This is a genomic window from Pseudomonas sp. St386 (assembly GCF_018325865.1).
Lineage (GTDB): Bacteria > Pseudomonadota > Gammaproteobacteria > Pseudomonadales > Pseudomonadaceae > Aquipseudomonas > Aquipseudomonas brassicacearum.
Window position 1 is genome coordinate 1597381 of sequence record NZ_AP021900.1, and the last position, 24984, is coordinate 1622364.

Genomic DNA, 24984 nt, shown 5'->3' on the forward strand with positions numbered 1-24984 from the left:
AGACCCACCGCTATCGCGAGCAAGCTTTGCTCCCACACGGGATCTTCAGTGAGCACTGATTTTGTGCTCGGCACCGATTCCTTGTGGGAGCGAGCCTGCTCGCGATGACGGTGGTACTGCCTCCCTCCATGTTGGGTTTTTACAGCAGGCTGATCGGATAGCTGATGATCAACCTGTTCTCATCGAACTCATTGGTGCTGTAATCCCGACGCATCGTCGAGTTGCGCCACTTCACATTGAGGCTCTTCAGCGCGCCGCTCTGCACGGTATAGGCCAGCTCACTTTCACGGCCCCATTCCTTGCCGTCATCAACGGTGGCGGTGTGCACGTTGTCACCGCTGATGTAGCGGTTCATCAGGGTCAGGCCCGGCACGCCGACAGCGGCGAAGTTGAAGTCGTGGCGCACTTGCCAGGATTTTTCCTTGGCGTTGTCGTAGCTGGAGTTGTAGCTGTCGTTGGCCAGGGTGCCGCCGCTGGTGCCGTTGACGCGCATCCAGGCATCATCGCCGCCGACTTTCTGCAGGCCGACGTAGAAAGTGTTGCCGCCGTATTTGGCCGAAAGCATGGCGAACGCGGTTTTGTTGTCCAGGTCGCCGGCCAGGGCGCTGCCGTCTTCCTTGCCGATGAAGTAGCCGAGGTTGGCACCCAGGGTCCAATCGCCGATAGGCTGGCTGTGGGTCAGGTTGAAATATTGTTGCTGGTAGATGTCGGACAGTTCCGAGTACCAGACGCCGACCTGGGTGCGTTTTTCGTTGAAGGCGTATTCACCGCCGCCGAAGTTGAAACGGTCGGAGGTGAACGCACCGCGGCCGTTCATCGACATGTCTTCCATGCTCGCGTCGTTGCGCGGGCTGTTGGCGCGGAACTGGCCGCCGTAGAGAGTCAGGCCGTTGATTTCGGTGGAGGTCACCTGGCCGCCACGGAAGGTTTGCGGCAGGGAACGGCCATCGTCGGAACGCAGGATCGGCAGTACCGGCATCCACTCACCGACTTTCAGTTCGGTCTTCGACACCTTGGCCTTGAGGGCGACACCCAGGCGACCGAAGTCATCGGCGGGGCGCCCGTCATCATGCACCGGCAGCAGTTGCGTACCGGCCGTGCCACGACCGCCGTCGAGCTTGACCGAGTACAGGCCCAGCACGTCCACGCCGAAACCGACCACGCCCTGGGTGAAGCCGGACTTGGCGTCGAGGATGAAACTCTGGGTCCATTCCTCGGCTTTGCCTTGGGCATTGTTCGGGTTGGTGAAGTTGCGGTTGATGTAGAAGTTGCGCAGATTGAGGTTGACCTTGGCATCCTCGACAAACCCCGACTCCGCGGCCAGGACGGGCAGGGCGGCGCTGGTCAGGGCGACGGCGATGAGGCTGGGGAAAAGGTGCTGTGTGGGCTTCATGGGCGTTGTCTCTATTTTTTATGGACGAAGCGAGTTGTTGCCGCACGTTTGAGGTGCAGGCGCTAAGGGTGGAGCCAGGGGCATCAGGGCGATCGGGGATCAGCCGGGTGAGGCGGGGCGTAGGGGCATGGCGTCGAACCTGTTGTTATTGGTTTTGTGCGAGCGATGGTGAAGGGCCGCCCGGGATCGGTTCAATTGCCGTTTGCGGGTTTTGGGCGATTATCGAACGGCAAAACAACTGATTGGATGGACGCATTCCACTGTGGGAGCGAGCTTGCTCGCGATGGCGGCCTAACAGACGACCGGGTTCTGGCAGCTGTACTTCGACCCAACTGTGGGAGCGACCTGCTCGCGAAAGCGGCCTGACAACCGACCTAGCTCTGGCGGCTGTACTTCAATCCAAGTGTGGGAGCGAGCTTGCTCGCGAAGGCGGTATCACAGTCGGTGGAGATGTTGAATTTGCCGGCCTCTTCGCGAGCAAGCCCGCTCCCACAGGAGGAACGCGGTCCCACCAAGAACCAGGTCGGCTACCAGGCCGCCTCGTGGTGGACGTTGATCTCGGGCGCCCCGTTAACCACGATGGCCCTTCGCGGCGGCCCACGGAGCAATGCTTTCGTTCAGGCATGCCGAGCCTAGGCGAGGCACCGAGTGGTGGGGCAGGAGCGTTTTGTTTACTTTTGACTGGGCCGGCTTCCGGGCTTCTCAAAAGTGAGCCGCCGTCAGGGCGGAACCCTAAGCCGCCGTGACCGCAGCAATGGATATGTACCCGATCAACAGAATCTTGGCCAGCCGTAAGGCCGCCATCGCGGGCAAGCCTTGCTCCCACAGGATTTGTGGCCGGTCTGACAGACGCGGCGACTTTTCCGACGAGGTTTTAAGGTTGCTGCTCGGAAGCGGTATCTCTAGCTTGTTCGTGTCGCTGCCCATTCAGCGACCGGGACTGCAAGCCCGCCGAATTCGTTAGGCGCCAGCGCCCGGACCTAATGTCTCGGGCTCCAATTGATGCAGGAGCGCCGTTATGAAAAAACATCATCCTTCTTCGCCATCAGAGAGCACCTTCCCCTACAACGACCCCGATCCAGAAAAGCTCCAAGAGGCCGCAGACCGAGCACTCGATTACCATCTGGGCACCCACCCTGATCCCAAGCCAAAAACCTCAACTCAAGTTTTCACCGTCATCGATACCCTCGACACCGAATGTCTACTGGCGAACCTCAGCGAAACCCTGGCCTCAGCCAGTGCCATGGTCAACGACCTGGCGTTCGATCTGGAAGGCTCGCGGCGGCATGTCGCGCTCGGCGTGGCGCAGATGATTGACTTGAGTGAGTTGTTGGCCAATCGAGCGCTGGATCTCGTCGACCCGCGTTAACCAAGTGTGGCGAGGGGATTTAGCGAAGCGTCGCATCGCCCCGCTGGGCTGTGGGAGCAAAGCTTGCTCGCGAAACAGGCGCCTCGGCTCCTGAAAGCCCGCATCGCCTTCATCGCGGGCAAGCCTTGCTCCCACATAGGCCAGCGTTAAAGCGCACACAAACAAAAAGCCCACCTTTCGGTGGGCTTCGTGTTTCAGTCTTCAGGCATCAAATCAGAACAATTTCATCTTCGGCGCTTCTTCTTTCACCGGTTCGTTCTTGCCCGTCTCGGCATTCCAACCACCGCCCAATGCCTTGTACAGATTGACCTCACTGGTCAGTTGCGCAAGACGGTCAGTGATCAGCGACTGTTGCGCGCTGAACAACTGGCGTTGGGCGTCGAGGAAGGTCAGGTTGCTGTCGACGCCGATACGGTAGCGACGCTCGGCCAGGCGGTAGTAATCCTGGTTGGCGGCGACGAAGTCGGTCTGGGCCTGCAACTGTTCGTTGTAGGTCTGGCGCGCGGCCAGGCCGTCGGAGACTTCCTGGAACGCCGTCTGAATCGATTTCTCGTACTGCGCGACGTTGATGTCTTTCTGGATCTTGGCGTAGTCCAGGCTCGCACGCAGACTGCCGGCGTTGAAGATCGGCAGGTTGATTTGCGGCGCGAAGGTCCAGGTGCCCGAACCACCCTTGAACAGGCCGGACAGGTCCGGGCTCAGGGTGCCGGCGTTGGCCGTCAGGCTGATGCTCGGGAAGAACGCGGCCCGCGCGGCGCCGATGTTGGCGTTGGCGGCCAGCAGGTTGCGTTCGGCCTGGAGGATGTCCGGACGACGTTGCAGCAGGTCCGACGGCAGCCCGGCCGGCACTTCGCTGAGCAGGTCATCGTTCAACGGTTGCGAGCTCAGGTTCGCCGGCAGGCCGGTGCCCAGCAGCAGGGTCAGGCTGTTTTCGTCCTGTGCGACCTGGCGGGTGTAGCGGGCCAGTTGCACACGGGCGTTTTCCACGGCGGTGCGCGCCTGGCTCAGGTCCAGGGCCGAGGACACGCCGACTTCGGCGCTGCGCGAGGTCAGCTTGAAGCTTTGCTCGTAGGCTCCGAGGGTTTCCTGGGTCAGCTTGAGCAGTTCCTTGTCGGCTTGCCAGGTCAGGTAGGCATTGGCGACGTTGGCCACCAGGCTGATCTGGGTGCTGCGACGGGCTTCTTCGGTGGCGAAGTAGCTTTGCAGCGCTTGCTCGCTCAGGCTGCGAACCCGACCGAACAGGTCCAGTTCATAGGCGCTGATGCCCAGGGTGGCCGAGTAGGAGCTGCTGATGGCCGCTTCACCGCTTTGCGAAGCTCGTGCCGGTACCCGCTGGCGGCTGCCGGAGCCGGTGGCCGAGACCGCCGGGAAGAGGTCCGCGCGCTGGATGCGGTATTGCGCGGCATAGGCATCGATGTTCAGTGCCGCGACGCGCAGGTCGCGGTTGTTTTCCAGCGCGACCTGGATCAGCTGTTGCAGGGTCGGATCATGGAAAAACTGCTTCCAGCCTTGCTCGGCGGCGGCCTGGCCGGGCGCATTGGCCGCCTCGTAGGCCGGCCCTTGCGGGTATTGCGCCGCGACCGGTGTTTCGGGCCGCTGATAGTCGGGGATCAGCGAGCAACCGCTGAGCACGACGGCGGCGATGGTCAGGGAGAGTAGCGACTTGCTCATTGGCCAGCCTCTTTAGAAGTTTCAGGAGTGTCGTCCTGGTCGATAGGTTTGCGACGACCCATTGACGACACCGTCACGAAGAACAATGGCACCCAGAAGATTGCCAGGATGGTAGCGGTGAGCATACCGCCAATCACGCCGGTACCGATGGCGTGCTGGCTGCCCGAACCGGCACCGGTGGATATGGCCAACGGGACTACCCCGAGGATGAATGCCAGGGACGTCATGATGATCGGCCGCAGACGCATCCTGCAGGCTTCGATCGCGGCTTCCATCAGCGTGCGGCCCTGCTCATGAAGTTCCTTGGCAAACTCGACGATCAGAATGGCGTTTTTCGCCGCCAAACCGATGGTTGTCAACAAGCCCACCTGGAAGTACACGTCGTTGGACAGGCCGCGCAGGCTGGTCGCCATCAGGGCACCGATGATCCCCAGCGGCACCACGAGCATGACCGCGATCGGAATCGACCAGCTTTCATACAGCGCCGCCAGGCACAGGAACACCATCAGCAGCGACAGGGCGTACAACGCAGGTGCCTGGGAGCCCGACAGGCGCTCCTCGTAGGACAGGCCCGTCCAGGAAATACCAACCCCGGCCGGCAGCTTCTTGGCGATGGCTTCGACTTCGGCCATGGCTTCGCCAGTGGAGTAACCCGGGGCGGGGGCGCCAAGTATTTCCATCGCTTCCACGCCGTTGTATCGGGCCAGTTTCGGCGAGCCATAGACCCACTCGCCCTTGGCGAATGCCGTGAACGGCACCATGGTCCCGGCGCTGTTGCGCACGTACCATTTCTTCAGGTCTTCCGGGCTCATGCGAGCGCCGGGTTGACCCTGTACATACACCTTCTTCACCCGACCACGGTCGATGAAGTCGTTCACGTAGCTACTGCCCAGGGCAATCGACAGGGTGTTGTTGATGTCCGACAAGGTGATGCCCAGCGCGCTGGCCTTCTCGTCATCGATTTCCAGTTGGTATTGCGGCTCGTCGTTCAGGCCGTTTGGACGCACCTGGGACAGGATCTTGCTTTGGGATGCCATTCCCAGGAACTGGTTACGGGCTTGCATCAACTTATCGTGGCCAATGCCGGCACGGTCCTGCAGGAACACGTCGAAACCAGTGGCGTTACCCAGCTCCAGTACCGCTGGCGGAGCAAAGGCGAACACCATCGCATCACGGAACGTGAAGAAGTGCTGCTGGGCGCGGGCCGCGAGTTTGAACACGCTGTTGTCGGCGTTACGCTCTTCCCATGGCTTGAGCATAATGAACGCCATGCCGGAGCTCTGGCCACGACCGGCGAAGTTGAAGCCGGTCACGGTAAATACCGAGGCCACCGCATCGCCTTCACCGCCGTCCTTGCTGGGGCGCAACAGGAACTCGCGCATCTTGTCCACCACCACCTGGGTACGCTCGGCACTGGAGCCCGCCGGCGTTTGTACCTGGGCGAACAGTACGCCCTGGTCTTCTTCGGGCAGGAACGCAGTCGGGATGCGGGTGAACAGCCAGATCATGCCAACCACGATGAGCACGTAGGCCAGCAGGTACGGGGCCTTGTGCTTGAGCATATTGCCCACACCACGCTCGTAGCTGCGCACGCCACGGTCGAAGTTGCGGTTGAACCAGCCGAAGAAGCCGCGTTTCGGCGTGCCGTGCTCACCCTTGGGGATCGCCTTGAGCATGGTGGCGCACAGGGCCGGGGTGAAGATCAAGGCCACCATGACCGACAAGGCCATGGCCGAGACGATGGTGATGGAGAACTGCTTGTAGATCACCCCCGTGGAGCCACTGAAGAACGCCATCGGCAGCAGTACCGCCGAAAGCACCAGGGCGATACCTACCAGGGCGCCCTGGATCTGGCCCATGGATTTCTTGGTGGCTTCCTTGGGTGACAGGCCTTCTTCGCTCATCACCCGTTCGACGTTTTCCACCACGACGATGGCGTCGTCCACCAGCAAGCCGATGGCCAGCACCATGCCGAACATGGTCAGGGTGTTGATGCTGAAGCCGAACGCCGCGAGGATCCCGAAGGTACCCAGCAACACCACCGGCACCGTCATCGTGGTGATGATGGTCGCGCGGAAGTTCTGCAGGAACAGGAACATCACCAGGAACACCAGCACGACCGCTTCGACCAGGGTTTCAACCACACCCTTGATCGATTCGCTCACCACCGGCGTGGTGTCGTACGGGAACACCACTTCCACGCCTTGCGGGAAGAACGGCTTGAGGTCGTCGATGGTCTTGCGCAGGGCCTTGGCCGTGTCGAGGGCGTTGGCACCGTTGGCCAGTTTTACCGCCAGGCCCGACGCCGGGGCGCCGTTGAACTGGGCGCTGACGCTGTAGTTCTCACCACCCAGACCCACTTCGGCAACATCGCCGACGCGCACTTGCGAGCCGTCCGGGTTGACCTTGAGCAGAATCGCCTTGAACTGCTCGGCGGTCTGCAAACGAGTCTTGCCGATGATGGTGGCGTTCAGTTGCTGGCCGGGCAGGGCAGGCAAGCCGCCGAGTTGGCCGGACGAGATCTGGACGTTTTGCGCGGCAATGGCGTTTTTGACGTCCACCGGAGTCAGGTTGAAATTGTTCAGCTTGGCCGGGTCGAGCCAGATGCGCATGGCGTACTGGGCACCGAAGACCTGGAAGTCACCGACACCGGCGGTACGCGAGATAGGGTCTTGCAGGTTGGAAACGATGTAGTTGGCCAAGTCGTCCTTGGTCATGCTGCCGTCGCGCGACACCACGCCGATGACCATCAGGAAGTTCTTCACGGCCTTGGTCACGCGGATACCCTGCTGCTGCACTTCTTGCGGCAGCAGCGGGGTGGCCAGGTTCAGCTTGTTCTGGACCTGGACCTGCGCCGTATCGGAGCTGGTGCCCTGTTCGAAGGTCGCGGTGATGGTCATGCTGCCGTCGGAGTTACTTTCCGAGGACACATAACGCAGGTTGTCGATGCCGTTGAGTTGCTGCTCGATGACCTGCACCACGGTGTCTTGCACGGTTTGCGCGGACGCACCCGGGTAGGTCACCTGGATCGCAATGGCCGGTGGCGCGATACTCGGGTACTGGTTGATCGGCAATTTGAGGATCGATAGAGCCCCGACCAGCATGATCACCAAGGCAATTACCCAGGCGAAAATCGGACGGTCGATAAAAAATTTCGACATGGTTTACTCCCCTTTGCCGCCGGCTGCTTTATCAGCTGCCTGAGCGGGGGCCGGGTTCTTGGCATCGACATTGGTGGCTTCGGTGGCTTTGACTTCCACTCCGGGCCGTACGTATTGCAACCCTTCGGTGATCAGGCGGTCGCCGGCCTTGAGCCCATCTTCGATCAGCCACTGGCTGCCGACGGTGCGACTGGCCTTGAGCTGACGCAGCTCGACCTTGTTGTCCGGGCCCACCACCAGGGCAGTCGGCATGCCTTTGAGGTCGCGGGTCACGCCTTGTTGCGGGGCGAGGATCGCCGCGCTGTTCACGCCGGCCTGCAGTTGTGCATGGACGAACATGCCCGGCAGCAGGGTGTGGTCAGGGTTGGGGAATACGGCGCGCAAGGTCACCGAACCGGTGGTCTGGTCGACCGACACTTCGGAAAATTCCAGCTTGCCTTCGTGTGGGTATTGGCTGCCGTCTTCCAGGGTCAGCTTGACCATGGCTGCATTGTCACCGGCCTTCTGCAAACGACCACTCTGCAGCTCGCGGCGCAGTTGCAGCAGCTCGACCGAGCTCTGCGTCACGTCGACGTAGATCGGGTCCAGTTGCTGGATGGTCGCCAGGGCGTCGGTCTGACCATTGCTTACCAATGCGCCTTCGGTCACCGAGGAACGCCCGATACGGCCGGAGATCGGCGCGTAGACCTTGGTGTAGCGCACATTGATCTGGGCGGTCTGCAGGTTGGCTTCCGACTCCAGGCGGTTGGCCACGGCGGTGTCGTATTCCTGACGGCTCACCGCCTGTTCGTCCACCAGTTGCTTGTAGCGGTCGGCAATCGACTTGGTGGAACGCAGGTTGGCCTCGGCGCTCTTGAGGGTCGCTTCATAGACGGCCGGGTCGATCTGGTACAACTGCTGGCCGGCCTTGACGTCGGCGCCTTCCTTGAACAGGCGCTTGAGAATGATGCCGTTGACCTGCGGACGTACTTCCGCGACGCGGAACGCGCTGGTGCGCCCCGGAAGCTCCGACGTCAGGGTGAAAGGCTGGGTCTTGAGGGTTACGACGCCGACCTGAGGAGGCGGAGGAGCAGGTGCAGCCTCTTCCTTTTTGCATCCGCTGAGCAGCGATGCCAGGGCGATGGCAGTAACCAGGGCAGTAACAGCTGGCTTGAATTGCATGGAAATCCTCGGGTCCAGGCGCGCAACTGGCGCACTCGAAAGGTGGAAAGGTAAAAGGCGCACTATTTCAATTAGTAGGATGCTAAGAAATATACTTACGTACACGGTTGTTTGTAAACAGCCAAATTGCGTAATATCCGGATTTACAAAAGCCTGACAAAGGCCAGCGTAGATCGGGGACGCGTTCCAAGAGACGTCGCCTCATATTTTGTCCAACTGATTCTTACGCATTGCTGACGCATCCTGATTGAGGTGTTTACTGCCATGGTCCGTCGTACCAAAGAGGAAGCCCAGGAGACTCGCAGCCAGATACTCGAAGCCGCCGAAAGGGCGTTTTTCGAGCGAGGCGTGGCGCGTACGACCCTGGCCGACATCGCGACACTGGCCGGAGTGACGCGCGGCGCCATCTATTGGCACTTCAGCAACAAGGCGGACCTGCTCCAGGCCATGCTCGATACCCTGCACGAGCCGCTCGATGAGTTGGCCCGTGCCAGTGAGAATGAAGAGGAGCTTGATCCGCTGGGCTGTATTCGCAAGCTGCTGGTACGGTTGTTCCAGCAGGTGGCCCTGGACCCGAAAACCCGGCGCATTAATGAGATTCTGTTCCATAAGTGTGAATTCACCGATGAAATGTGCGATTTGCGCCAGCAGCGACGCGAGGTCAGCCTCGACTGCAATGTGCGCATCGCCCTGTCGTTGCGCAATGCGATGAAACGCGGCCAGTTGCCGGATGATCTGGATCCCGAAAGGGCGGCAGTTGCCATTCATGCCTACATCGACGGCATCTTGTACCAATGGCTACTGGCCCCCGACAGCTTCGCCCTGGCGGCTGAGGCCGAGCGCTGGGTGGAGATCGGGCTGGACATGCTGCACTTGAGCCCTAGCCTGCGCAAATGAAACAAAATGCGTAATTGCGTCGGTTTGTGTCAATACGTCCACGTAAGGATGCTTTTATAAACCGACACTGGCGCGGTTGATAGGCAATCAGCGGCGAATTTTGTAGGAAATTTGTTTCGCGCCTGTCAAAACGGATGAAAATTCCGCTCAGGCAAGGGCGTCTGAAGCGGTAGGTAGATGCCCCGTCAGACCTATCTGACGGGGTCGCCTGTTCAGCTCAGTGTGATCTCCACGGTAAAACCATACGGTTCCTCATTGGACGAATGAATGATCCGGGTCACGCATTTGATGGGGGTTGTGCCGATAGAGGCCACCTTGTTTGTTCGGACGGGTGTCAGCGTTGGTGAAATAACACCGAAAGAAGTATTGACGCGTAAACCGAAGTCGAAGCGAAAGCCGAGAGCCTGGTCGCCAAATATAATAAAGCGCTTGAATATATCCTTGCTGCGACTGCCCAGTGGTCTGGAATAAAAGAAGTCGAACTTCAGGGCTTGGATATCCCAGGGGAGAATATTCATGAACGCTTGCTCGTCGGCATTCAAGCTGAGATCGTTTTCGCCGACTTCAAGGGGCTGGTCGGTATGATTGATTAACTTCACCAGGAAACGGCTGCGGTTTGGGCGCACGCTTTCCTGTCTCCAGGCTTGAAGCTGCCTGTTGACATCGTCGTTCTGCCTGGCCTTTTCCATCAAGGCCTTGAGCATCTGGGTATAGTCTTGCGTGTCGAGCGACTTGATGTATTCATACAGGATCGTCAGTGGCGCGTAGTTGAATTGGGAGAGTAGGTTTTCGTAAATACTGCTGCTGACCGGTTGAGCGTTTTCAGTGAGGTTGTTCACTTTGAATTCCTTTTCAATATTGGTTGTTAGTGGCTGTGCTGCGACAGCTCGGTTTGTTTTGTTGTTGGCGATAATATGATGAGTTGAACGGTTTTTAGAAAGTTTGGAAGTTTGACCGGATATTTAAAGGTAAATAAAAAGCCCTGGCTCTTTCGAGGCAGGGCTTTTTTTACCGGCTATTAATTAGAGCACAGGGTAATCGATGTACCCCACTGGCCCTTTGCCATAGAAGGTTTCCGGATGTGCTTCGTTCAGTGGTGCATCGGCTTTCAAGCGTGCTGGCAGGTCCGGGTTGGCAATGAACGGCACTCCGAAGGCCACGGCATCGGCCTTGCCCTCGGCCAGCCAGGCATTGGCGCTGTCCTTGGTGAAGCGTTCATTGGCGATGTACGGGCCGCCGAAAGCCTGCTTGAGTTGCGGGCCGATGCTGTCATCGCCTTCCTTTTCACGGGAGCAGATGAAGGCGATGCCACGCTTGCCCAGCTCGCGAGCCACGTAGCTGAAGGTTTCCAGGCGGTTCTCGTCACCCATGTCATGGGAGTCGGCGCGCGGTGCCAGGTGCACGCCAACCCGGCCGGCGCCCCAGACTTCAATGGCCGCGTCGGTCACTTCCAACAGCAGGCGGGCACGATTTTCCAGGGAGCCGCCGTAGCTGTCGGTGCGCTGGTTGGTGCTGCTTTGCAGGAACTGGTCGAGCAGGTAGCCGTTGGCGCCGTGGATTTCCACGCCATCGAAACCGGCAGCCTTGGCATTCTCGGCACCGACGCGGTACGCCTCGACGATGTCGGCGATTTCAGCGGTTTCCAGTGCGCGTGGGGTCGGGTAGTCGGCCAGCGGACGCACCAGGCTCACGTGGCCCTTGGGTTGGATCGCGCTGGGCGCCACCGGGGTTTCGCCGTTCAGGTACGACGGGTGGGAGATCCGGCCCACGTGCCACAGTTGCAGGAAGATCTTGCCGCCAGCGCCGTGGATCGCCTTGGTGACGTTGGACCAGCCGCGCACCTGGTCGTTGGACCAGATGCCCGGGGTGTCCGGGTAGCCCACGCCCATCGGCGTGACCGAAGTTGCTTCGCTGAGGATCAGGCCGGCGGAGGCGCGTTGCACGTAATATTCGGCCATCAGCGCGTTGGGCACGCGACCTGCGTCGGCGCGGCAGCGGGTGAGCGGGGCCATGATGATGCGGTTCTTCAACTCGATGTCGCCGAGTTTGATGGGGTCGAAAATAGTCGCCATGAAATACAACCTCGAAAGTGGAAGGGTTAAAAATCAGTGAGTTGCCGGCACCAGGTCGGCATTACCGCCCTGGCGGAAAGTGATCAGGGTGACCAGCAGCGCCAGCACGGCCAGCGCGCCGGCGGCCAGGGGCACGGAGGTCAGGCCCAGGCCATGGTCGATGACACTGCCGCCGACCCAGGCGCCCAGGGCGTTGCCGATGTTGAAGGCGCCGATGTTCAGGGTGGACACCAGGTTGGGCGCATCTTTGCCGAAGGTCACCACGTTGACTTGCAGGGCCGGCACGGCGGCGAAGCAGGCGGTGGCCCAGAGGAACAGGGTGATTTCGCTGGGGATCAGCGCCACGCTGGTCCAGCTCAATACGGTGGACACCACGGCCATGGTGAGGAAGACGCCCATCAGCGTGTTCGCCAGGCTCTTGTCCGCCAGCTTGCCGCCGATGATGTTGCCCAGGGTCAGGCCCAGGCCGATCAGCACCAGGGTCCAGGTCACGCCGCGGGGCGATACGCCGGTCACTTCACCCAACAGCGGGGCGACATAGGTAAACAGGGTGAACACCGAGGCGGAGAACAGCGCGGTCATGCTCAGGGACAGCCACAGGCCGGCCCCCTTGAGCGCTACCAGTTCCGAGCGCATATCGAGTGTTTCTTCATCGCGCTTGGCCGGCAGGAAGCGGATCAGGCCGATCAGCGCAATTACGCCAATCACAGTCACCGCCCAGAAGGTCGAGCGCCAGCCGGCTTCCTGGCCCAGTGCGGTGCCCAGCGGTACGCCGAGCACGTTGGCCAGGGTCAGGCCGGTGAACATCAAGGCCACGGCCGAGGCGCGCTTGTTGGGTGCCACCAGGCCGGCGGCCACCACCGAACCGATACCGAAGAACGCGCCGTGGCACAGGGCCGTGACGACCCGGGCGAACATCAGCACGTTGTAGTCGCTGGCGATGGCGCAGAGCAGGTTGCCGACGATGAAAATCCCCATCAACACCACCAGGGCGGCCTTGCGCGGCAGCCGGGCGGTGGCCAGGGCCATGAACGGCGCACCGATGGCCACGCCCAGGGCGTAGCCGGTCACCAGCCAGCCGGCGCCAGGAATCGACACGCCCAGGTCGGCCGCCACGTCGGGCAACAGGCCCATTATGACGAACTCGGTGGTGCCGATGGCGAAGGCGCTCAGGGCCAGGATCAGGAGTGAGAGGGGCATGATGAGGTCCTTGTCAGGTCAGAGCTCTTGGCTCATTTGCTTGAGGAACTGCTGGATCACTTCCTCGTTGCGTTTGAAGAAGTGCCATTGACCGACCTTCTGGCTGGTGATCAGCCCCGCCCGTTGCAACACCGCCAAGTGCGCAGACACCGTGGATTGCGACAGGCCGCAACGCTGGTCGATCTGTCCGGCGCAAATGCCGAATTCGTGGTTGTGCAACTGTTCCGGGAACTGGACCTTGGGGTCTTTGAGCCAGTTGAGGATGTCTCGCCGTACTGGGTGCGCCAGGGCTTTTATTATTTCGTCGAGGTCGAGGGTCATGGTTGGCAAGCTCGGGGTTGATAAAACGCTATATCGCGATGGAGCGAACCTTAAATCGTTATTTCGCGATATACAAATATGGATTTGATCTGAATGCCGAACAAATCGCTATATCGGGTTATAACGATATTGGCAGGGTGGTGCTAAGCTGCGGCCATGAACTATCTCGCGCACCTGCACCTCGGCGGCCCTGGCCGGGAACAACTGCTCGGCAGCCTCTACGGTGATTTCGTCAAGGGACCGCTGCAAGGGCTCTACGACCCACGGATCGAAGCGGCGATTGCCCTGCATCGGCGCATTGACATGTACACCGACCGCCATCCCGTGGTGGACATCGCGCTGTCGCGCTTTTCCACCGTGCGACGGCGCTATGCCGGGATCGTGCTCGACGTGTTTTTCGACCACTGCCTGGCCCGGGACTGGACGTTGTACAGCGAAGGGCCGCTGCTGGAGTTCACTTCCCGGGTGTACCAGGTACTCGGCACCGAACCGCAGCTGCCGGGGCGCCTGGCGCACATCGCGCCGCATATGGCGGCGGATGACTGGCTGGGGTCTTATCAAGAGTTCGAGGTGCTTGGGCAGGTGTTGCGGGGAATCTCCCGGCGCCTGTCCCGGCCCGAGGAACTGGCCGGGGCGATGCCGGAGTTGATCAGGCTCTATGAGCCGTTGAGCGAAGATTTTCGGTTGTTCTACCCGCAACTGCAGGATTTTGCTCAAAACCAAGTCACGCTGCAGGACTAATTGTGGGAGCGAGCTTGCTCGCGATAGCGGTGTATCAGCCAGCACATCTGCTGAATGTTAAGCCGCTATCGCGAGCAAGCTCGCTCCCACAAGGGGCTGCGTAGCGATCCGAATCAGGCCGCAATCGCAGCAGGTCGCATCGGCGCTTGCTGTTTCTCTGGAAGCGCCCCGAACAACGCCTTGTGCACCGCCTGCTGCGCCTGGAATGCCAGTGCCGCGCGTTCCTGGCCGTGGCAGGCAATCGGTTCCAGCAGATGGATTTCCACCTCACCCCGATCATTGGCAAACAAGCGCATCAGGTGCGACAGCAAATCATCATCGCCAATGAACGGCGCCAGCGAATCCGGCTCGCCGTTGCGCAGGTAACGGATCGCCACCGGCTGCAACGCGACATCGGCATCGATGGCCGCCGACAACAAGCGGCCGTGGAAGGTGCGCAGGGTGCGGCCATCGGTGGTGGTGCCTTCCGGGAACATCAACAGCGGATGGGCTTGTTCCAGGTGGCGGCTCATTTGCTTGCGAATCAATTGGCTGTCACCCGAACCGCGCCGGATAAACAGGCTGCCGGCCTTGGCTGCCAGCCATCCGGCGACCGGCCAGGTGCGCACTTCGGCCTTGGACAGGAACGACAGCGGCGTGAGCATCCCCAGCAACGGGATGTCGGTCCAGGAAACATGGTTGCTGACCCACAGCATCGGCCGTTGCGGCAGTTGACCGTGGACGGTGACTGAAAAGGGCAGGGCACGGCTCAGCCGTGCCATGAAGAACCGTGACCAGCGCTGGCGACGGACCATCGAGTTGGCGATTCCTGCACGTTCGAACAGGCCGAACACGCTGGCCATGCTCAGGCCCAGCGCCACCACCAGCAATACTCGCGCGATTCGCGCGTACACCCGCAGCCGGCTCATCAGACCGCCGCCTTGAAGTGGCGGGCGTAGCGCGGGCAGAGCTCGTCGCGCTTGAGCAGGATGAACACGTCGGCCACCTGGAAATCCTCGTCCCAGCACGGTTCGCCGCAAATCTTCGCGCCCAGGCGCATGTAGGCCTTGAGCAGCGGTGGCATCTCGGCGATGACGTTGGACGGCACGTCCAGGGTCGGCAAGGGTTTTTTCGGCACGGCTTGCAGGTGTTCGGTGCACAGGTAGCGTTCGCGCAGGCGCTGCATGATCGCCTGGGCCTGGATACCGCCGTCCTGCATCGGAATGCTCGCGCAGCCCATCAGGTAGCTGTAGCCGCCTTCGTTCAGGACTTCGGCCAGTTCGCCCCAGAGCACCGCGATGGTGCCGCCGTTGCGGTAGGCCGGGTCGACGCAGGTACGACCGATTTCCAGGATTGGGCCCTTGAGGTGGACCAGGCCGTGGAGGCTGAATTCTTCTTCGCTGTAGAACCGGCCCAGGCTGCTGGCGGCCTGGTGGTCGAGCAGGCGAGTGGTCGCCACGAGGCGGCCGGTGTTCAGGTCGCGTACGCCGATGTGGGCGCAGTGAACATCATAGTCATCCATGTCCAGACCCATTTCCGCGCCCTTGAGCTTGGCGTTGAATTCGCCGCTGAAGACGTTGAAACGCAGGGCCTGTGCTTCTTGCAAGGCTTGGGCGCCGATCAGGCGTTCGGCTTGCAGGCGGCGTTCATTGCCGGTGTCGCTGATGCGGGCGATCTGGGTCATAGCGAATCTCCGTGCGGGCTGTTCAGTTGCAGCCTGTCGACTTTCTTTATGCAGCCATGTTGTGCAAAGTCAGGCTATGTAGCCCCGGTGTCATCGCCATGAAGCTTTGGTGATGCTTATATGACAGCCCTCGAGGAGCCCCCATGCCCTGGCACACCCTGATCGAACGCGGCGAACGCCTGCCCGCCCATCCGGACCTGGCCGAAGGTTATGCTGCGTTGTTGCAACGCTTGGGGCCGGTGGCGCCGTTCGAACTGGCCGTAACCGGGGCGCGGTTGATGGCGACACCGGGGCTGGCGTTTCTGGTGGGGTATCAGGCGGCGCTGCGGGTGCTTTGGCCCAGCGCGCCCCAGAGCCTCGGCGCCTTGTGTGCCACCGAACAGCGCAGCCTGCGCCCGGCGGACATGCAAACCCGCCTCGACGACTTGCGCCTGAGCGGACGCAAGGATTTCGTCACCGCCGGCGATGCCGCCGAGTGGCTGCTGATTGCCGCTCGCTGCGAAGCACCCGGTGAAACGCCACGGCTGAACCTGGCAGTGGCCTATGCGGGTGAGCCCGGCGTAACCCTGGAAAAACTGCCCGCCATTGCCCTGATGCCGGACATCAGCCATGGCCGGGTCCTGCTCGACGGCGCGTTGTGCGAGTTGCTGGCGGGCGACGGTTGGGACGCCTACGTCAAACCGTTCCGCACCCTGGAAGACCTTTATGTGCTCAGCGCTATGACTGCCTGGTTGTATGGCGTCGGGCAGGAATCTGCCTGGCCCCAGGCACTGCAATTGCGCCTGCTGGCGTTGCTCGCCGGTTGCGCGGAGGTGAGTCGGCATAACCCGTCCAGTGCGGTCGGGCATGTGCTGCTGGGCGGGTTGTTCGCCCAGTTCCAGGGGCTCGACGGCGAACTCAACGCTGCCCTGGCCGCCGGGCCTGCGACGTGGCGCGAGATGTGGACGCGGGATAAAGGCGTGATGGAGATTGGGGCGGGGGCGCGGGCCAAGCGCTTGGCCAAGGCGTTGGGTTAGTCCTTCAAGCGACTGACCCCTGTGGGAGCGAGCTTGCTCGCGATAGCGGAGTGTCAGCTAAGCATATGGCGACTGACAAACAGCTATCGCGAGCAAGCTCGCTCCCACAGGGGGTCACACAAGCCTCGAAACTGTCATCAAGTCTGAATAGGCTCTGAAGGTTCAATCCTGCGAGCCCCAAGCATGTCCAAAGGCTGGTTCCTGATCCCGCTGCTGTTGCTCAACCTGAGCGCCCACGCCGAAGACTGGCCCGGCGAGCAATGGCCAAGTGGCCCGACCCCGAGCGGGCCGGCCATCGAAGCCTTGGAGCGATACGCCTTCCCACCCCGGGACGATGCGAGCCGCGAGGGCATTCGCACCGACGCGCTGCTGGTGATCCAGGACGGTCGGCTGGTCTACGAACGCTATGCCGCTCCGACCACTGCCCAGACCCCGCACCTGACCTGGTCCATCAGCAAAAGCCTGCTGGCGACGGTGTTCGGCGTGGCCTACGGTGAAAAACTGTTTGGCCTGCAAGACCCGGCCGCCAAGTACTACCCGCCACTGAGCCGGCACCCGGGCCTGACCCTGGCCGATCTTTTCCACTGGGCCTCAGGCCTGGACTGGCAGGAAGACTACGAATACGCGCCGCTCAACTCTTCAGTGGTGGCGATGCTTTATACCCGTGGGCGTCATGACATGGCGGCGTTCACTGCGCAGCATGAAAGCGCCAGTCCGCCGGGGCAGGCGTTCCGTTATTCCAGCGGTGACAGCAACTTGCTGGCGGCGGCCTTGAAAACCATCGTCGGCCCGGCGCGCTACCCCGACTACCCCTGGACGGCCTTGTTCGAACCCCTCGGCATCCGCCACGCCACTTGGGAAACCGACGCCAGCGGCACGTTCGTGGGATCGTCCTATGCCTACCTCACCGCACGGGACCTGGCGCGTGTCGGGTTGTTGATGCAGCGGGACGGCCGCTGGGGCGAACGGCAACTGGTACCCATGGCGTGGGTCGCGTTCAATCGCCAGCCTTTTGCCCACTTCCAGGCCGGCCAGGACGAAGCCGTGCCCGGCGGGCATTGGTGGCTCAACCGCGCCGCCGATCCGGCAATCCACCCCTGGCCCGATGCGCCGCCGGATACCTTTGCCGCGCTGGGCCATTGGGGCCAGGCGCTGTATGTCATCCCCAGCGCCAAACTGGTGATTGTGCGCTACGGCGACGACCGCGACGGCAGCTATCGCCATAACGAACTGCTCAAGCGCGCCATGGCGGCGTTCGCCGGGACGGTGCAACCATGAAGCGCAAAGTGTTGCTCACCCTGTTGTCGGTGCTGCTCATCGCCCTGTTCAGTTGGGTCTGGCTGGAGCGGGTGGCATTGCGGGCCTTCCCCGACATCATCAGTGCCTACACCGCCAAGGAATACTGCTCGTGCCGCTACGTGATGGAGCAATCGGCGGACTACTGCCGTGGCTATGTGAAGCAGTCGGTGCCCATCAGCGACTTTCTCGAGACCGCTGAAGCGAAACGCATCACCGTCAGCGGGTTGGGGCGTAGCAACAGCGCGCGGTGGATGGGGGAGCGGCAGGGGTGTCGGTTGGAGCCCTGAACCAACCTTTGGCAAGCCCTGCTCCCATAGATAAACCCCTTCACCCCAGGTTCTCTGTATTCCTGGGCAGTTGTTGAAACAGACAGTTTGCAAGCGCCCTCGGCCCGGTTAAGGTTCGCCACAGGTTTATGTGCCCCTGCGAGTGTGTATGTTCAAGCGGTTTTTCCCTCACGCTGCCGCCAGCTTGCTGCTGGCCTGCGCCGCGCTGCCAGCCCAGGCCGACTGGTACCTGGACGGCGAGTCGTCGCGGCTGTCGTTTATCAGCAGCAAAAACGGCAATGTTTCCGAGGTCCAGCGTTTCCTGGTGCTGCACGGTCAAGTCCAGCCCGAGGGCTTGGCGCGCCTGGAAGTGGAGCTGGAATCCATCAACAGCGGCATTCCTCTGCGCGATGAGCGCATGCGGGCCGAGCTGTTCGAGATCAAACAATTTGCCGAAGCCACCGTCACCGCCAAGATCGACCTGGCGCCGATCCAGGACCTGGCCAGCGGCGCGCAGTTGGAATTGCGCCTGCCGCTGACGGTGAACCTGCACGGCAAGCAGCACGAATACAACGTCGAACTGCTGGCGACGCGCCTGGACGAACGCCGCTTCCAAGTGGTGACCCTGGAACCGGTGGTGCTCAACGCGGCGGATTTCGATCTGGCGCCGGGGCTGGAAAAGCTGCGAAACCTGGCCGGGTTGTCGGCCATCAGCCTCTCGGTGCCGGTGAATGCGGTGCTGATTTTCACGGCGCGCTGACATGAGCGGCGCGGTTTTTCCCTGGCGAGAAGGCAATCGCTTCGAGCTGTTGATCGATGGCCCGCAGTTCTTCCCGCGCATGCTGGTGGAAATCGCCCGTGCCCAGGAACAGGTCGAGCTGGAACTCTATCTGGTGGAGGCGGGTACTTGCGCCGAGGCGATGGTCCAGGCGCTGGTGCAGGCCGCCGAGCGTGGCGTTCGCGTGCGGTGCCTGTTCGATGACTACGGCAGCCTGGCGTTTACCCTGGCCCTGCGCAAGCGTCTGACCGAGGCTGGGGTGGAGTTGCGTTTCTACAATCGCCTGAGCTGGCGCCGCTGGGTGCGCAACCTTTACCGGGATCACCGCAAGCTGTTGTTGGTAGACCAACGCTTGGCGGTGGTTGGCGGCACCGGGGTGACCGATGAATTCTGGAACCCCCTCGACGACCGCAGTGAGTGGCACGAGGTGATGGTGGAAATAGTCGGCCCGCTGGTGCTCGACTGGCAGTTGCTGTTCGACCGCCAGTGGCTCGCCAACCGCCATCGGCGAGCCTGGAAACCGGCGTCCAACTTCGGCTTGCCGCGTCTGCCGCGCGTACCACCGGTGGGTGAGGGCATGGGCCGGGTGGCGTATGCCGACGCCCGCCAGCATCGCGACATCCTGCAATCGCTGTCGCGGGCATTGAACAGCGGCCAGAAACGCATCTGGATGGCGACGCCGTATTTTTTGCCGACCTGGAACGTGCGCCGTTCCTTGCGCAAGGCCGCCGCCCGCGGCATCGACGTGCGCCTGCTGCTGACCGGCCCGCGCACCGATCACCCGTCCGTGCGCTACGCCGGGCACCGTTACTACCCGCGATTGCTCAAGGCTGGCGTGAAAATCTTCGAATACCAGCCGTGTTTCCTGCACCTGAAGATGGTGCTGGTGGACGACTGGGTCAGCATCGGCTCCTGCAATTTCGATCACTGGAACCTGCGCTTCAACCTGGAAGCCAACCTCGAAGCCCTGGATTCCAGGCTCAGCAGTGCAGTGGCGGCCAGTTTCGAGCGGGACTTCACCCAGAGCCTGCAAGTCAGCCTCGACGCCTGGCAGCGCCGGCCATTGTGGAAGCGCTTCAAGCAGCGGGTGTGGGGGTTGGTGGATCGGGTGGTGGTGAACTTGCTGGATCGACGCGGCTAGCCCGAACACCCAGATACAACTGTGGGAGCGAGCTTGCTCGCGATGGCGGTCTGATATTCAACATCTGAGTTGAATGTTAAGCCGCTATCGCGAGCAAGCTCGCTCCCACATGGTTCTTGTGTTGCCTGGGGATCAGAGCAACTCAAAACTCTGCTGCTTCACGTCCTGGGAATCCAGGCCGATCTGCACGTTGAACTTGCCCGGTTCCGCCGCGTACTTGAGTTGGGCATTGAAGAACTTCAGGTCGTCCTCGGTGATGGTGAAGTGGATGACTTTCTTCTCGCCGGCCTTGAGCATCACCTTGCGGAAGTTCTTCAGTTCCTTCACCGGGCGAATGATCGAGCCGGTCACATCCTGGATGTACAGCTGCACCACGGTTTCGCCGTCACGCTTGCCGGTGTTTTCCAATGTCACGCTGGCATCGAGCTTGCCGGTCTTGTTCAGCGTGGTCGACGACAGGGCCATGTCCGACAGGCTGAACTCGGTGTAGCTCAAGCCGTAACCGAACGGATAGAGCGGGCCGGTGGTGTCATCGAAATACTGCGAGGTGTAGTTGCCCGGCTTGCCCGGCGTGAATGGCCGGCCGATGCTCAGGTGGTTGTAGTAGGTCGGAATCTGCCCCACCGAGCGTGGGAAGGTGATCGGCAGTTTGCCCGATGGGTTGTAGTCGCCGAACAGCACGTCGGCGATGGCGTTGCCGCCTTCGGTGCCGCTGAACCAGGTTTCCAGGATCGCATCGGCCTGCTGCTTCTCGTCCAGCAACGCCAGCGGACGGCCATTCATCAGCACCAGCACCAGAGGCTTGCCGGTAGCCTTCAAGGCCTTGATCAGCTCGCGTTGGCTGGCCGGGATGTTCAGGTCGGTACGGCTCGACGATTCATGAGACATGCCACGGGACTCGCCTACGGCGGCCACCACCACATCGGCATCCTTGGCGGCTTTTACCGCTTCGTCGATCAGCACCTGGGCCGGACGCGGGTCGTCTACCACTTCCGGGGCATCGAAGTTGAGGAAGTTCAGGTAGTCGAGCACCTTCTTGTCGCCGGTGATGTTGGCGCCACGGGCGTAGATCAGCTTCGAGTCAGCGCCCAGGGCGCGGGTCATGCCGTCGAACAGGGTGACCGACTGCGCCGGCCGCCCGGCCGCAGCCCAACTGCCCATCATGTCGATCGGTGCCTTGGCCAACGGGCCGACCAGGGCGATTTTCGCCGTCTTCTTCAGGGGCAGGGTCTGGTTGCGGTTTTCCAGCAGGACCAGGCTGCGGCGCGCCACGTCACGGGCATCGGAGCGGTGCAGGCGGCTTTCGGCGTAGGTGTCGGCCGGGTCGTCCTCGGCCTTGCCGATGCGCAGGTACGGGTCCTTGAACAGGCCCATGTCGTATTTGGCCGCGAGCACTTCGCGCACGGCGTTGTCGATGTCGCTCTGCTCGATTTCACCGGCCTTGAGCAAGCCTGGCAGTTCCTTGCCATAGAGCGAGTCGTTCATGCTCATGTCGATGCCGGCCTTGATCGCCAGTTTCGCCGCTTCGCGACCGTCCTTGGCGACGCCGTGCTTGATCAGTTCGAAGATGGCGCCGTGGTCACTGACCGCCAGGCCCTTGAAGCCCCATTCCTTGCGCAGCAGGTCGTTCATCAGCCAGGTGTTGGCCGTGGCCGGCACGCCGTTGATGGAGTTCAGCGCGACCATCACCCCACCGGCACCCGCGTCGATGGCGGCGCGGTAGGGGGGCAGGTAGTCCTGGTACATTTTCAGCGGACTCATGTCCACGGTGTTGTAGTCCCGGCCGCCTTCCACCGCGCCGTACAGGGCGAAGTGCTTGACGCTGGCCATGATGCTGTCGGCCGCGTTGGCGCCGTTGCCCTGGAACGCCTTGACCATCACCCCGGCGATGCGCGACACCAGGTAGGTGTCCTCGCCGAAACCTTCGGAGGTGCGGCCCCAGCGCGGGTCGCGGGAAATATCGACCATCGGCGCGAAGGTGATGTCCAGGCTGTCGGCGGCCGCTTCCTTGGCCGCGATGCGGCCGGAGTGGTAGATCGCGTCCATGTCCCAGCTCGAGGCCAGGGCCAGGGGAATCGGGAAAATCGTGCGGTGGCCGTGGATCACGTCATAGGCGAAGAACATCGGGATCTTCAACCGGCTGCGCATGGCCGCGTCCTGCATCGGACGGTTTTCATCGCGGGTGATGGAGTTGAACGTGCCACCGATGTTGCCGGCGGCGATTTCCTTGCGAATCATCTCCCGGGGCATTTCCGGGCCGATGCTGATCAGGCGCAATTGGCCGATCTTCTCTTCGAGGGTCATCTGCTTCATCAGGTTGCTGATGAAGGCGTCCTTGTTCTCTATGGGGGCTGGCAGGTTGTCGGCAAATACGGGGTGACTGGCCAGACTGACAAACAGGCCCAGCAAACACAGCTTCTTCATGAATAATTTTCTCGCAAGCCTAAAGGGCGGTGATCAGGACACGCCGGTCAGCCAAAATGTGAGGAGCGGCTATTGTTGTTCAGTTAAATGCAGCACACTTTCGAACCCATTGGGCTGAACTTAGTTTCGCACTGCGCATCTTTTAGCCCATCGACCCGTTTCAATCCAGTGCGGCGGCAGATTATGCCCCAGGCGCCGGTGAGATAGGTGGCCGTGTTTTTCCAATGTCATGCAACGGAGAGCTCCACCCGATGAATCCACGACTGAACCACCTTCGCAGCTTGCCGATGCTGGCCCTGATGCTGCTCACTACGTTGCTGGCCGGTTGCGGCATCAATAACATCCCGACCCTGGACGAACAGGCCAAGGCCGCCTGGGGCCAGGTGCAGAACCAGTACCAGCGCCGCGCCGACCTGATTCCCAACCTGGTGGAAACCGTCAAGGGCTACGCCCAGCACGAGCAGGAAACCCTGACCGCAGTGATTGAAGCGCGGGCCAAGGCGACGTCGATCCAGGTCGACGCCAGCACCCTGGACAACCCGGAAAAACTCAAGCAGTTCCAGCAGGCCCAGGACCAGCTGACCGGCGCGTTGAGCCGGCTGATGGTGGTGTCCGAGCGTTACCCGGACCTCAAGGCCAACCAGAACTTCCTGGCGTTGCAATCGCAGCTTGAAGGCACCGAGAACCGCATCGCCGTGGCCCGCCGCGACTTCATCCTGGCTGTGCAGAAGTACAACACCGAGATCCGCACGTTCCCGGGGCGCCTGTGGCACAGCGTGATGTACAGCGACCTGCCGATCCGCGAAACCTTCGAGGCCACCAGCCCCAATGCCGAAAAAGCCCCTGAAGTGAAGTTCTGAAAAAACTGTGGGAGCGAGCCTGTGGGAGCAAAGCTTGCTCGCGATGAACGATAACGCGGTCATTGGAAAGACCGAGGTGCCTTCATCGCGAGCAAGCTCAGCTCCCACACCAGCTCGCTCCCACACAGGAGTTCCAATGCGCGTGTTGAAATTTGGCCTGGTGCTGTTGCTCTGGGTGTTTGCCATCACGGCCCAGGCCGAGCTGAAGTTTCCGGCATTGACCGGGCGGGTGGTGGACGCCGCCCAGATGCTCGAACCGTCGGTGCGCGCACAACTGGAAGCGCAGCTAAAGGCCCATGAACAGGCCACCGGCGAACAGGTGGTGGTGGTCACGCTGGCGGACCTGCAAGGCAGCAGCATCGAAGACTTCGGCTATCAATTGGGGCGCCATTGGGGCATCGGGCAGAAGGATAAAAACAACGGCGCGCTGCTGATCATCGCCCGGGATGACCGTAAACTGCGCATCGAGGTGGGCTACGGCCTGGAGGATCGCCTGACCGACGCGCAGAGTTCGGTGATCATCAACCAGGTGATCACCCCGGCCTTCAAGACCGGCAACTTCAACAAAGGCATCAGCGATGGTGTTGCGGCGATGCTGGTGGTGCTGGGCGGCAGCCCGTTGGACGAGCCGGCGCCGGCATACAGTACGGACGAGCAGCAAGAGCCGAGTGATTTCGTCGAGCGCCATCCCGGGCTGTTCGTCTTCCTGGTGATACTGTTTATTTTGACGATATTGGTCTGCCAGATGCTCGGTATCTTGCCGACCGGAGGCGGTGGCTCCAGCCGTTCGGGCGGTTCCGGTGGAGGCTTCGGCGGCGGAGGCGGCGGGGGCTTCAGCGGTGGCGGTGGCAGTTTCGGGGGCGGCGGTTCGTCGGGCGGCTGGTGACAATAATAATGAGCAGGCACTTTTAACATGGCATTACTGACTGAACACGAACAACGCAAGGTCGCCGAGGCCATCGCCCGGGTCGAGCGGCATACCGACGCCGAGCTGGTCACGGTGCTGGCCGCCCGCGCCGACGACTACGCCTATATCCCGCTGCTGTGGGCCAGCCTGCTGGCCCTGGTGGTGCCCGGCGTGGTCCATTACCTCTCCGGCTGGCTGACGATGCACAGCCTGTTGCTGGTGCAGTGGGTCAGTTTCATTGTGCTGTGCCTGGTGTTTCGCATCCCCAGGATCACCACGCACCTGATCCCCCGTTCCGTGCGTCACTGGCGGGCCTCCAACCTGGCGCGCCGGCAATTCCTCGAACAGAACCTGCACCACACGGTGGGCAGCACGGGGATGCTGATCTTTGTCTGCGAGGCTGAGCGGTACGTGGAAATCCTGGTGGACGAAGGCATTTCCAAGCGCCTGGACAACAAATGCTGGGATGCCATCGTCGCAGCGTTCACCCAGCAGGTTCGCCAGGGACAGACCCTGCAGGGTTTCGTGACCTGCATCGAAGCTTGCGGCGAATTGCTCAAGGAGCACGTGCCGGTGACCCAGGAACGCAATGAACTGCCGAATCGGCTGGTGGTGCTGGGCTGAAAATTTCCTGCCAGCACAAG

At 61.6% G+C, this 24984-nt stretch carries 22 protein-coding genes; 11 read left to right on the plus strand and 11 right to left on the minus strand.

What is annotated here, in order from left to right; genetic code table 11:
- Positions 1-139: 139 nt before the first annotated feature.
- The gene (locus tag KI235_RS07025; protein ID WP_212795606.1) at positions 140-1393 is read right to left on the minus strand and encodes an OprD family porin; all 1254 of its coding nucleotides are present in this window, start codon (positions 1391-1393) and stop codon (positions 140-142) included.
- A 1018-nt stretch (positions 1394-2411) separates the two neighbouring features.
- Here KI235_RS07025 and KI235_RS07030 point away from each other — a divergent pair.
- Positions 2412-2762 carry a DUF6124 family protein gene (locus tag KI235_RS07030; protein ID WP_028236963.1) on the plus strand — a complete coding sequence of 117 codons (351 nt, stop codon included), beginning with the start codon at positions 2412-2414 and terminating at the stop codon, positions 2760-2762.
- Between the two features lie 213 nt (positions 2763-2975).
- On the opposite strand, the gene adeC is transcribed toward KI235_RS07030, so the two are convergent.
- Genes adeC through KI235_RS07045 form a run of 3 tightly spaced genes read right to left on the minus strand, consistent with a single transcriptional unit; the run spans position 2976 to position 8755 of the window.
- Positions 2976-4433, minus strand: coding sequence for an AdeC/AdeK/OprM family multidrug efflux complex outer membrane factor (adeC, locus tag KI235_RS07035; RefSeq protein ID WP_003198658.1), 1458 nt, complete (start codon positions 4431-4433; stop codon positions 2976-2978).
- On the minus strand, positions 4430-7594 hold the full coding sequence (emhB, locus tag KI235_RS07040) for an efflux RND transporter permease subunit EmhB (protein WP_003198660.1): 3165 nt from the start codon (positions 7592-7594) through the stop codon (positions 4430-4432). The genes adeC and emhB overlap by 4 nt, the downstream gene beginning before the upstream one ends.
- Before the next feature lie 3 nt (positions 7595-7597).
- A complete protein-coding gene (locus tag KI235_RS07045) occupies positions 7598-8755 on the minus strand; it encodes an efflux RND transporter periplasmic adaptor subunit (protein ID WP_003198662.1) in 1158 nt (385 codons plus the stop codon).
- A 264-nt stretch (positions 8756-9019) separates the two neighbouring features.
- Here KI235_RS07045 and KI235_RS07050 point away from each other — a divergent pair, with 264 nt between their 5' ends.
- Entirely contained in the window at positions 9020-9652 is a 633-nt protein-coding gene (locus tag KI235_RS07050; RefSeq protein WP_003198664.1) for a TetR family transcriptional regulator, read from the plus strand.
- A 212-nt stretch (positions 9653-9864) separates the two neighbouring features.
- On the opposite strand, the gene KI235_RS07055 is transcribed toward KI235_RS07050, so the two are convergent.
- The 4 genes from KI235_RS07055 to KI235_RS07070 form a co-directional block, all read right to left on the minus strand.
- Entirely contained in the window at positions 9865-10491 is a 627-nt protein-coding gene (locus KI235_RS07055; RefSeq protein ID WP_013692457.1) for a hypothetical protein, read from the minus strand.
- Positions 10492-10674: 183 nt separating this feature from the next.
- Positions 10675-11724 (minus strand): alkene reductase, encoded by a 1050-nt coding sequence (locus tag KI235_RS07060; protein WP_003198668.1) that lies wholly within the window; start codon positions 11722-11724, stop codon positions 10675-10677.
- 33 nt (positions 11725-11757) lie between these two features.
- On the minus strand, positions 11758-12924 hold the full coding sequence (locus KI235_RS07065) for an MFS transporter (protein WP_003198670.1): 1167 nt from the start codon (positions 12922-12924) through the stop codon (positions 11758-11760).
- An 18-nt stretch (positions 12925-12942) separates the two neighbouring features.
- Positions 12943-13245 carry a metalloregulator ArsR/SmtB family transcription factor gene (locus tag KI235_RS07070; protein ID WP_003198672.1) on the minus strand — a complete coding sequence of 101 codons (303 nt, stop codon included), beginning with the start codon at positions 13243-13245 and terminating at the stop codon, positions 12943-12945.
- A 156-nt stretch (positions 13246-13401) separates the two neighbouring features.
- Here KI235_RS07070 and KI235_RS07075 point away from each other — a divergent pair, with 156 nt between their 5' ends.
- Positions 13402-13986, plus strand: coding sequence for an ACP phosphodiesterase (locus KI235_RS07075; RefSeq protein ID WP_003198674.1), 585 nt, complete (start codon positions 13402-13404; stop codon positions 13984-13986).
- Between the two features lie 113 nt (positions 13987-14099).
- Here KI235_RS07075 and KI235_RS07080 read toward each other — a convergent pair whose 3' ends face one another.
- On the minus strand, positions 14100-14894 hold the full coding sequence (locus KI235_RS07080; protein WP_003198676.1) for a lysophospholipid acyltransferase family protein: 795 nt from the start codon (positions 14892-14894) through the stop codon (positions 14100-14102).
- A complete protein-coding gene (olsB, locus tag KI235_RS07085) occupies positions 14894-15649 on the minus strand; it encodes an L-ornithine N(alpha)-acyltransferase (RefSeq protein WP_003198679.1) in 756 nt (251 codons plus the stop codon). Before olsB ends, KI235_RS07080 begins: the two co-directional genes overlap by 1 nt.
- Before the next feature lie 143 nt (positions 15650-15792).
- On the opposite strand from olsB, the gene KI235_RS07090 reads away from it, so the two are divergent.
- From KI235_RS07090 to KI235_RS07110, 5 genes are all read left to right on the plus strand, one after another.
- Positions 15793-16665 carry an acyl-CoA dehydrogenase gene (locus tag KI235_RS07090; protein ID WP_003198681.1) on the plus strand — a complete coding sequence of 291 codons (873 nt, stop codon included), beginning with the start codon at positions 15793-15795 and terminating at the stop codon, positions 16663-16665.
- 183 nt (positions 16666-16848) lie between these two features.
- Positions 16849-17943, plus strand: a complete 1095-nt coding sequence (locus KI235_RS07095) for a serine hydrolase (protein WP_027911687.1) — start codon at positions 16849-16851, stop codon at positions 17941-17943.
- Entirely contained in the window at positions 17940-18251 is a 312-nt protein-coding gene (locus KI235_RS07100; protein WP_003198684.1) for a hypothetical protein, read from the plus strand. Before KI235_RS07095 ends, KI235_RS07100 begins: the two co-directional genes overlap by 4 nt.
- A 148-nt stretch (positions 18252-18399) precedes the next feature.
- Positions 18400-18990 (plus strand): YceI family protein, encoded by a 591-nt coding sequence (locus tag KI235_RS07105; protein WP_003198685.1) that lies wholly within the window; start codon positions 18400-18402, stop codon positions 18988-18990.
- Between the two features lies 1 nt (position 18991).
- On the plus strand, positions 18992-20149 hold the full coding sequence (locus tag KI235_RS07110) for a phosphatidylserine/phosphatidylglycerophosphate/cardiolipin synthase family protein (protein ID WP_003198687.1): 1158 nt from the start codon (positions 18992-18994) through the stop codon (positions 20147-20149).
- 132 nt (positions 20150-20281) lie between these two features.
- Here the strand turns inward: KI235_RS07110 and bglX are convergent, their stop codons facing one another.
- Positions 20282-22573 (minus strand): beta-glucosidase BglX, encoded by a 2292-nt coding sequence (bglX, locus tag KI235_RS07115; RefSeq protein ID WP_003198689.1) that lies wholly within the window; start codon positions 22571-22573, stop codon positions 20282-20284.
- Between the two features lie 251 nt (positions 22574-22824).
- On the opposite strand from bglX, the gene KI235_RS07120 reads away from it, so the two are divergent.
- The 3 genes from KI235_RS07120 to KI235_RS07130 all read left to right on the plus strand — a co-directional run bounded on the left by KI235_RS07120 (position 22825) and on the right by KI235_RS07130 (position 24964).
- A complete protein-coding gene (locus KI235_RS07120; RefSeq protein WP_003198691.1) occupies positions 22825-23433 on the plus strand; it encodes a LemA family protein in 609 nt (202 codons plus the stop codon).
- A 136-nt stretch (positions 23434-23569) separates the two neighbouring features.
- Positions 23570-24319, plus strand: coding sequence for a YgcG family protein (locus KI235_RS07125; protein ID WP_212795607.1), 750 nt, complete (start codon positions 23570-23572; stop codon positions 24317-24319).
- 27 nt (positions 24320-24346) lie between these two features.
- Entirely contained in the window at positions 24347-24964 is a 618-nt protein-coding gene (locus KI235_RS07130; protein WP_003198695.1) for a membrane protein, read from the plus strand.
- Positions 24965-24984 lie beyond the last annotated feature (20 nt).

What these genes read in the sequence shown, in the direction of transcription:
- KI235_RS07110 (WP_003198687.1), top strand. Translation starts at nt 18,992, where the DNA reads ATGAGCGGCGCGGTTTTTCCCTGGCGAGAAGGCAATCGCTTCGAGCTG.
- KI235_RS07100 (WP_003198684.1), top strand. Translation starts at nt 17,940, where the DNA reads ATGAAGCGCAAAGTGTTGCTCACCCTGTTGTCGGTGCTGCTCATCGCC.
- KI235_RS07095 (WP_027911687.1), top strand. Translation starts at nt 16,849, where the DNA reads ATGTCCAAAGGCTGGTTCCTGATCCCGCTGCTGTTGCTCAACCTGAGC.
- KI235_RS07060 (WP_003198668.1), bottom strand. Translation starts at nt 11,724, where the DNA reads ATGGCGACTATTTTCGACCCCATCAAACTCGGCGACATCGAGTTGAAG.
- olsB (WP_003198679.1), bottom strand. Translation starts at nt 15,649, where the DNA reads ATGACCCAGATCGCCCGCATCAGCGACACCGGCAATGAACGCCGCCTG.
- KI235_RS07050 (WP_003198664.1), top strand. Translation starts at nt 9,020, where the DNA reads ATGGTCCGTCGTACCAAAGAGGAAGCCCAGGAGACTCGCAGCCAGATA.
- KI235_RS07120 (WP_003198691.1), top strand. Translation starts at nt 22,825, where the DNA reads ATGAATCCACGACTGAACCACCTTCGCAGCTTGCCGATGCTGGCCCTG.
- KI235_RS07130 (WP_003198695.1), top strand. Translation starts at nt 24,347, where the DNA reads ATGGCATTACTGACTGAACACGAACAACGCAAGGTCGCCGAGGCCATC.
- adeC (WP_003198658.1), bottom strand. Translation starts at nt 4,433, where the DNA reads ATGAGCAAGTCGCTACTCTCCCTGACCATCGCCGCCGTCGTGCTCAGC.
- KI235_RS07065 (WP_003198670.1), bottom strand. Translation starts at nt 12,924, where the DNA reads ATGCCCCTCTCACTCCTGATCCTGGCCCTGAGCGCCTTCGCCATCGGC.
- KI235_RS07045 (WP_003198662.1), bottom strand. Translation starts at nt 8,755, where the DNA reads ATGCAATTCAAGCCAGCTGTTACTGCCCTGGTTACTGCCATCGCCCTG.
- KI235_RS07075 (WP_003198674.1), top strand. Translation starts at nt 13,402, where the DNA reads ATGAACTATCTCGCGCACCTGCACCTCGGCGGCCCTGGCCGGGAACAA.
- KI235_RS07125 (WP_212795607.1), top strand. Translation starts at nt 23,570, where the DNA reads ATGCGCGTGTTGAAATTTGGCCTGGTGCTGTTGCTCTGGGTGTTTGCC.
- KI235_RS07030 (WP_028236963.1), top strand. Translation starts at nt 2,412, where the DNA reads ATGAAAAAACATCATCCTTCTTCGCCATCAGAGAGCACCTTCCCCTAC.
- KI235_RS07105 (WP_003198685.1), top strand. Translation starts at nt 18,400, where the DNA reads ATGTTCAAGCGGTTTTTCCCTCACGCTGCCGCCAGCTTGCTGCTGGCC.
- emhB (WP_003198660.1), bottom strand. Translation starts at nt 7,594, where the DNA reads ATGTCGAAATTTTTTATCGACCGTCCGATTTTCGCCTGGGTAATTGCC.
- KI235_RS07080 (WP_003198676.1), bottom strand. Translation starts at nt 14,894, where the DNA reads ATGAGCCGGCTGCGGGTGTACGCGCGAATCGCGCGAGTATTGCTGGTG.
- KI235_RS07025 (WP_212795606.1), bottom strand. Translation starts at nt 1,393, where the DNA reads ATGAAGCCCACACAGCACCTTTTCCCCAGCCTCATCGCCGTCGCCCTG.
- KI235_RS07090 (WP_003198681.1), top strand. Translation starts at nt 15,793, where the DNA reads ATGCCCTGGCACACCCTGATCGAACGCGGCGAACGCCTGCCCGCCCAT.
- KI235_RS07070 (WP_003198672.1), bottom strand. Translation starts at nt 13,245, where the DNA reads ATGACCCTCGACCTCGACGAAATAATAAAAGCCCTGGCGCACCCAGTA.
- bglX (WP_003198689.1), bottom strand. Translation starts at nt 22,573, where the DNA reads ATGAAGAAGCTGTGTTTGCTGGGCCTGTTTGTCAGTCTGGCCAGTCAC.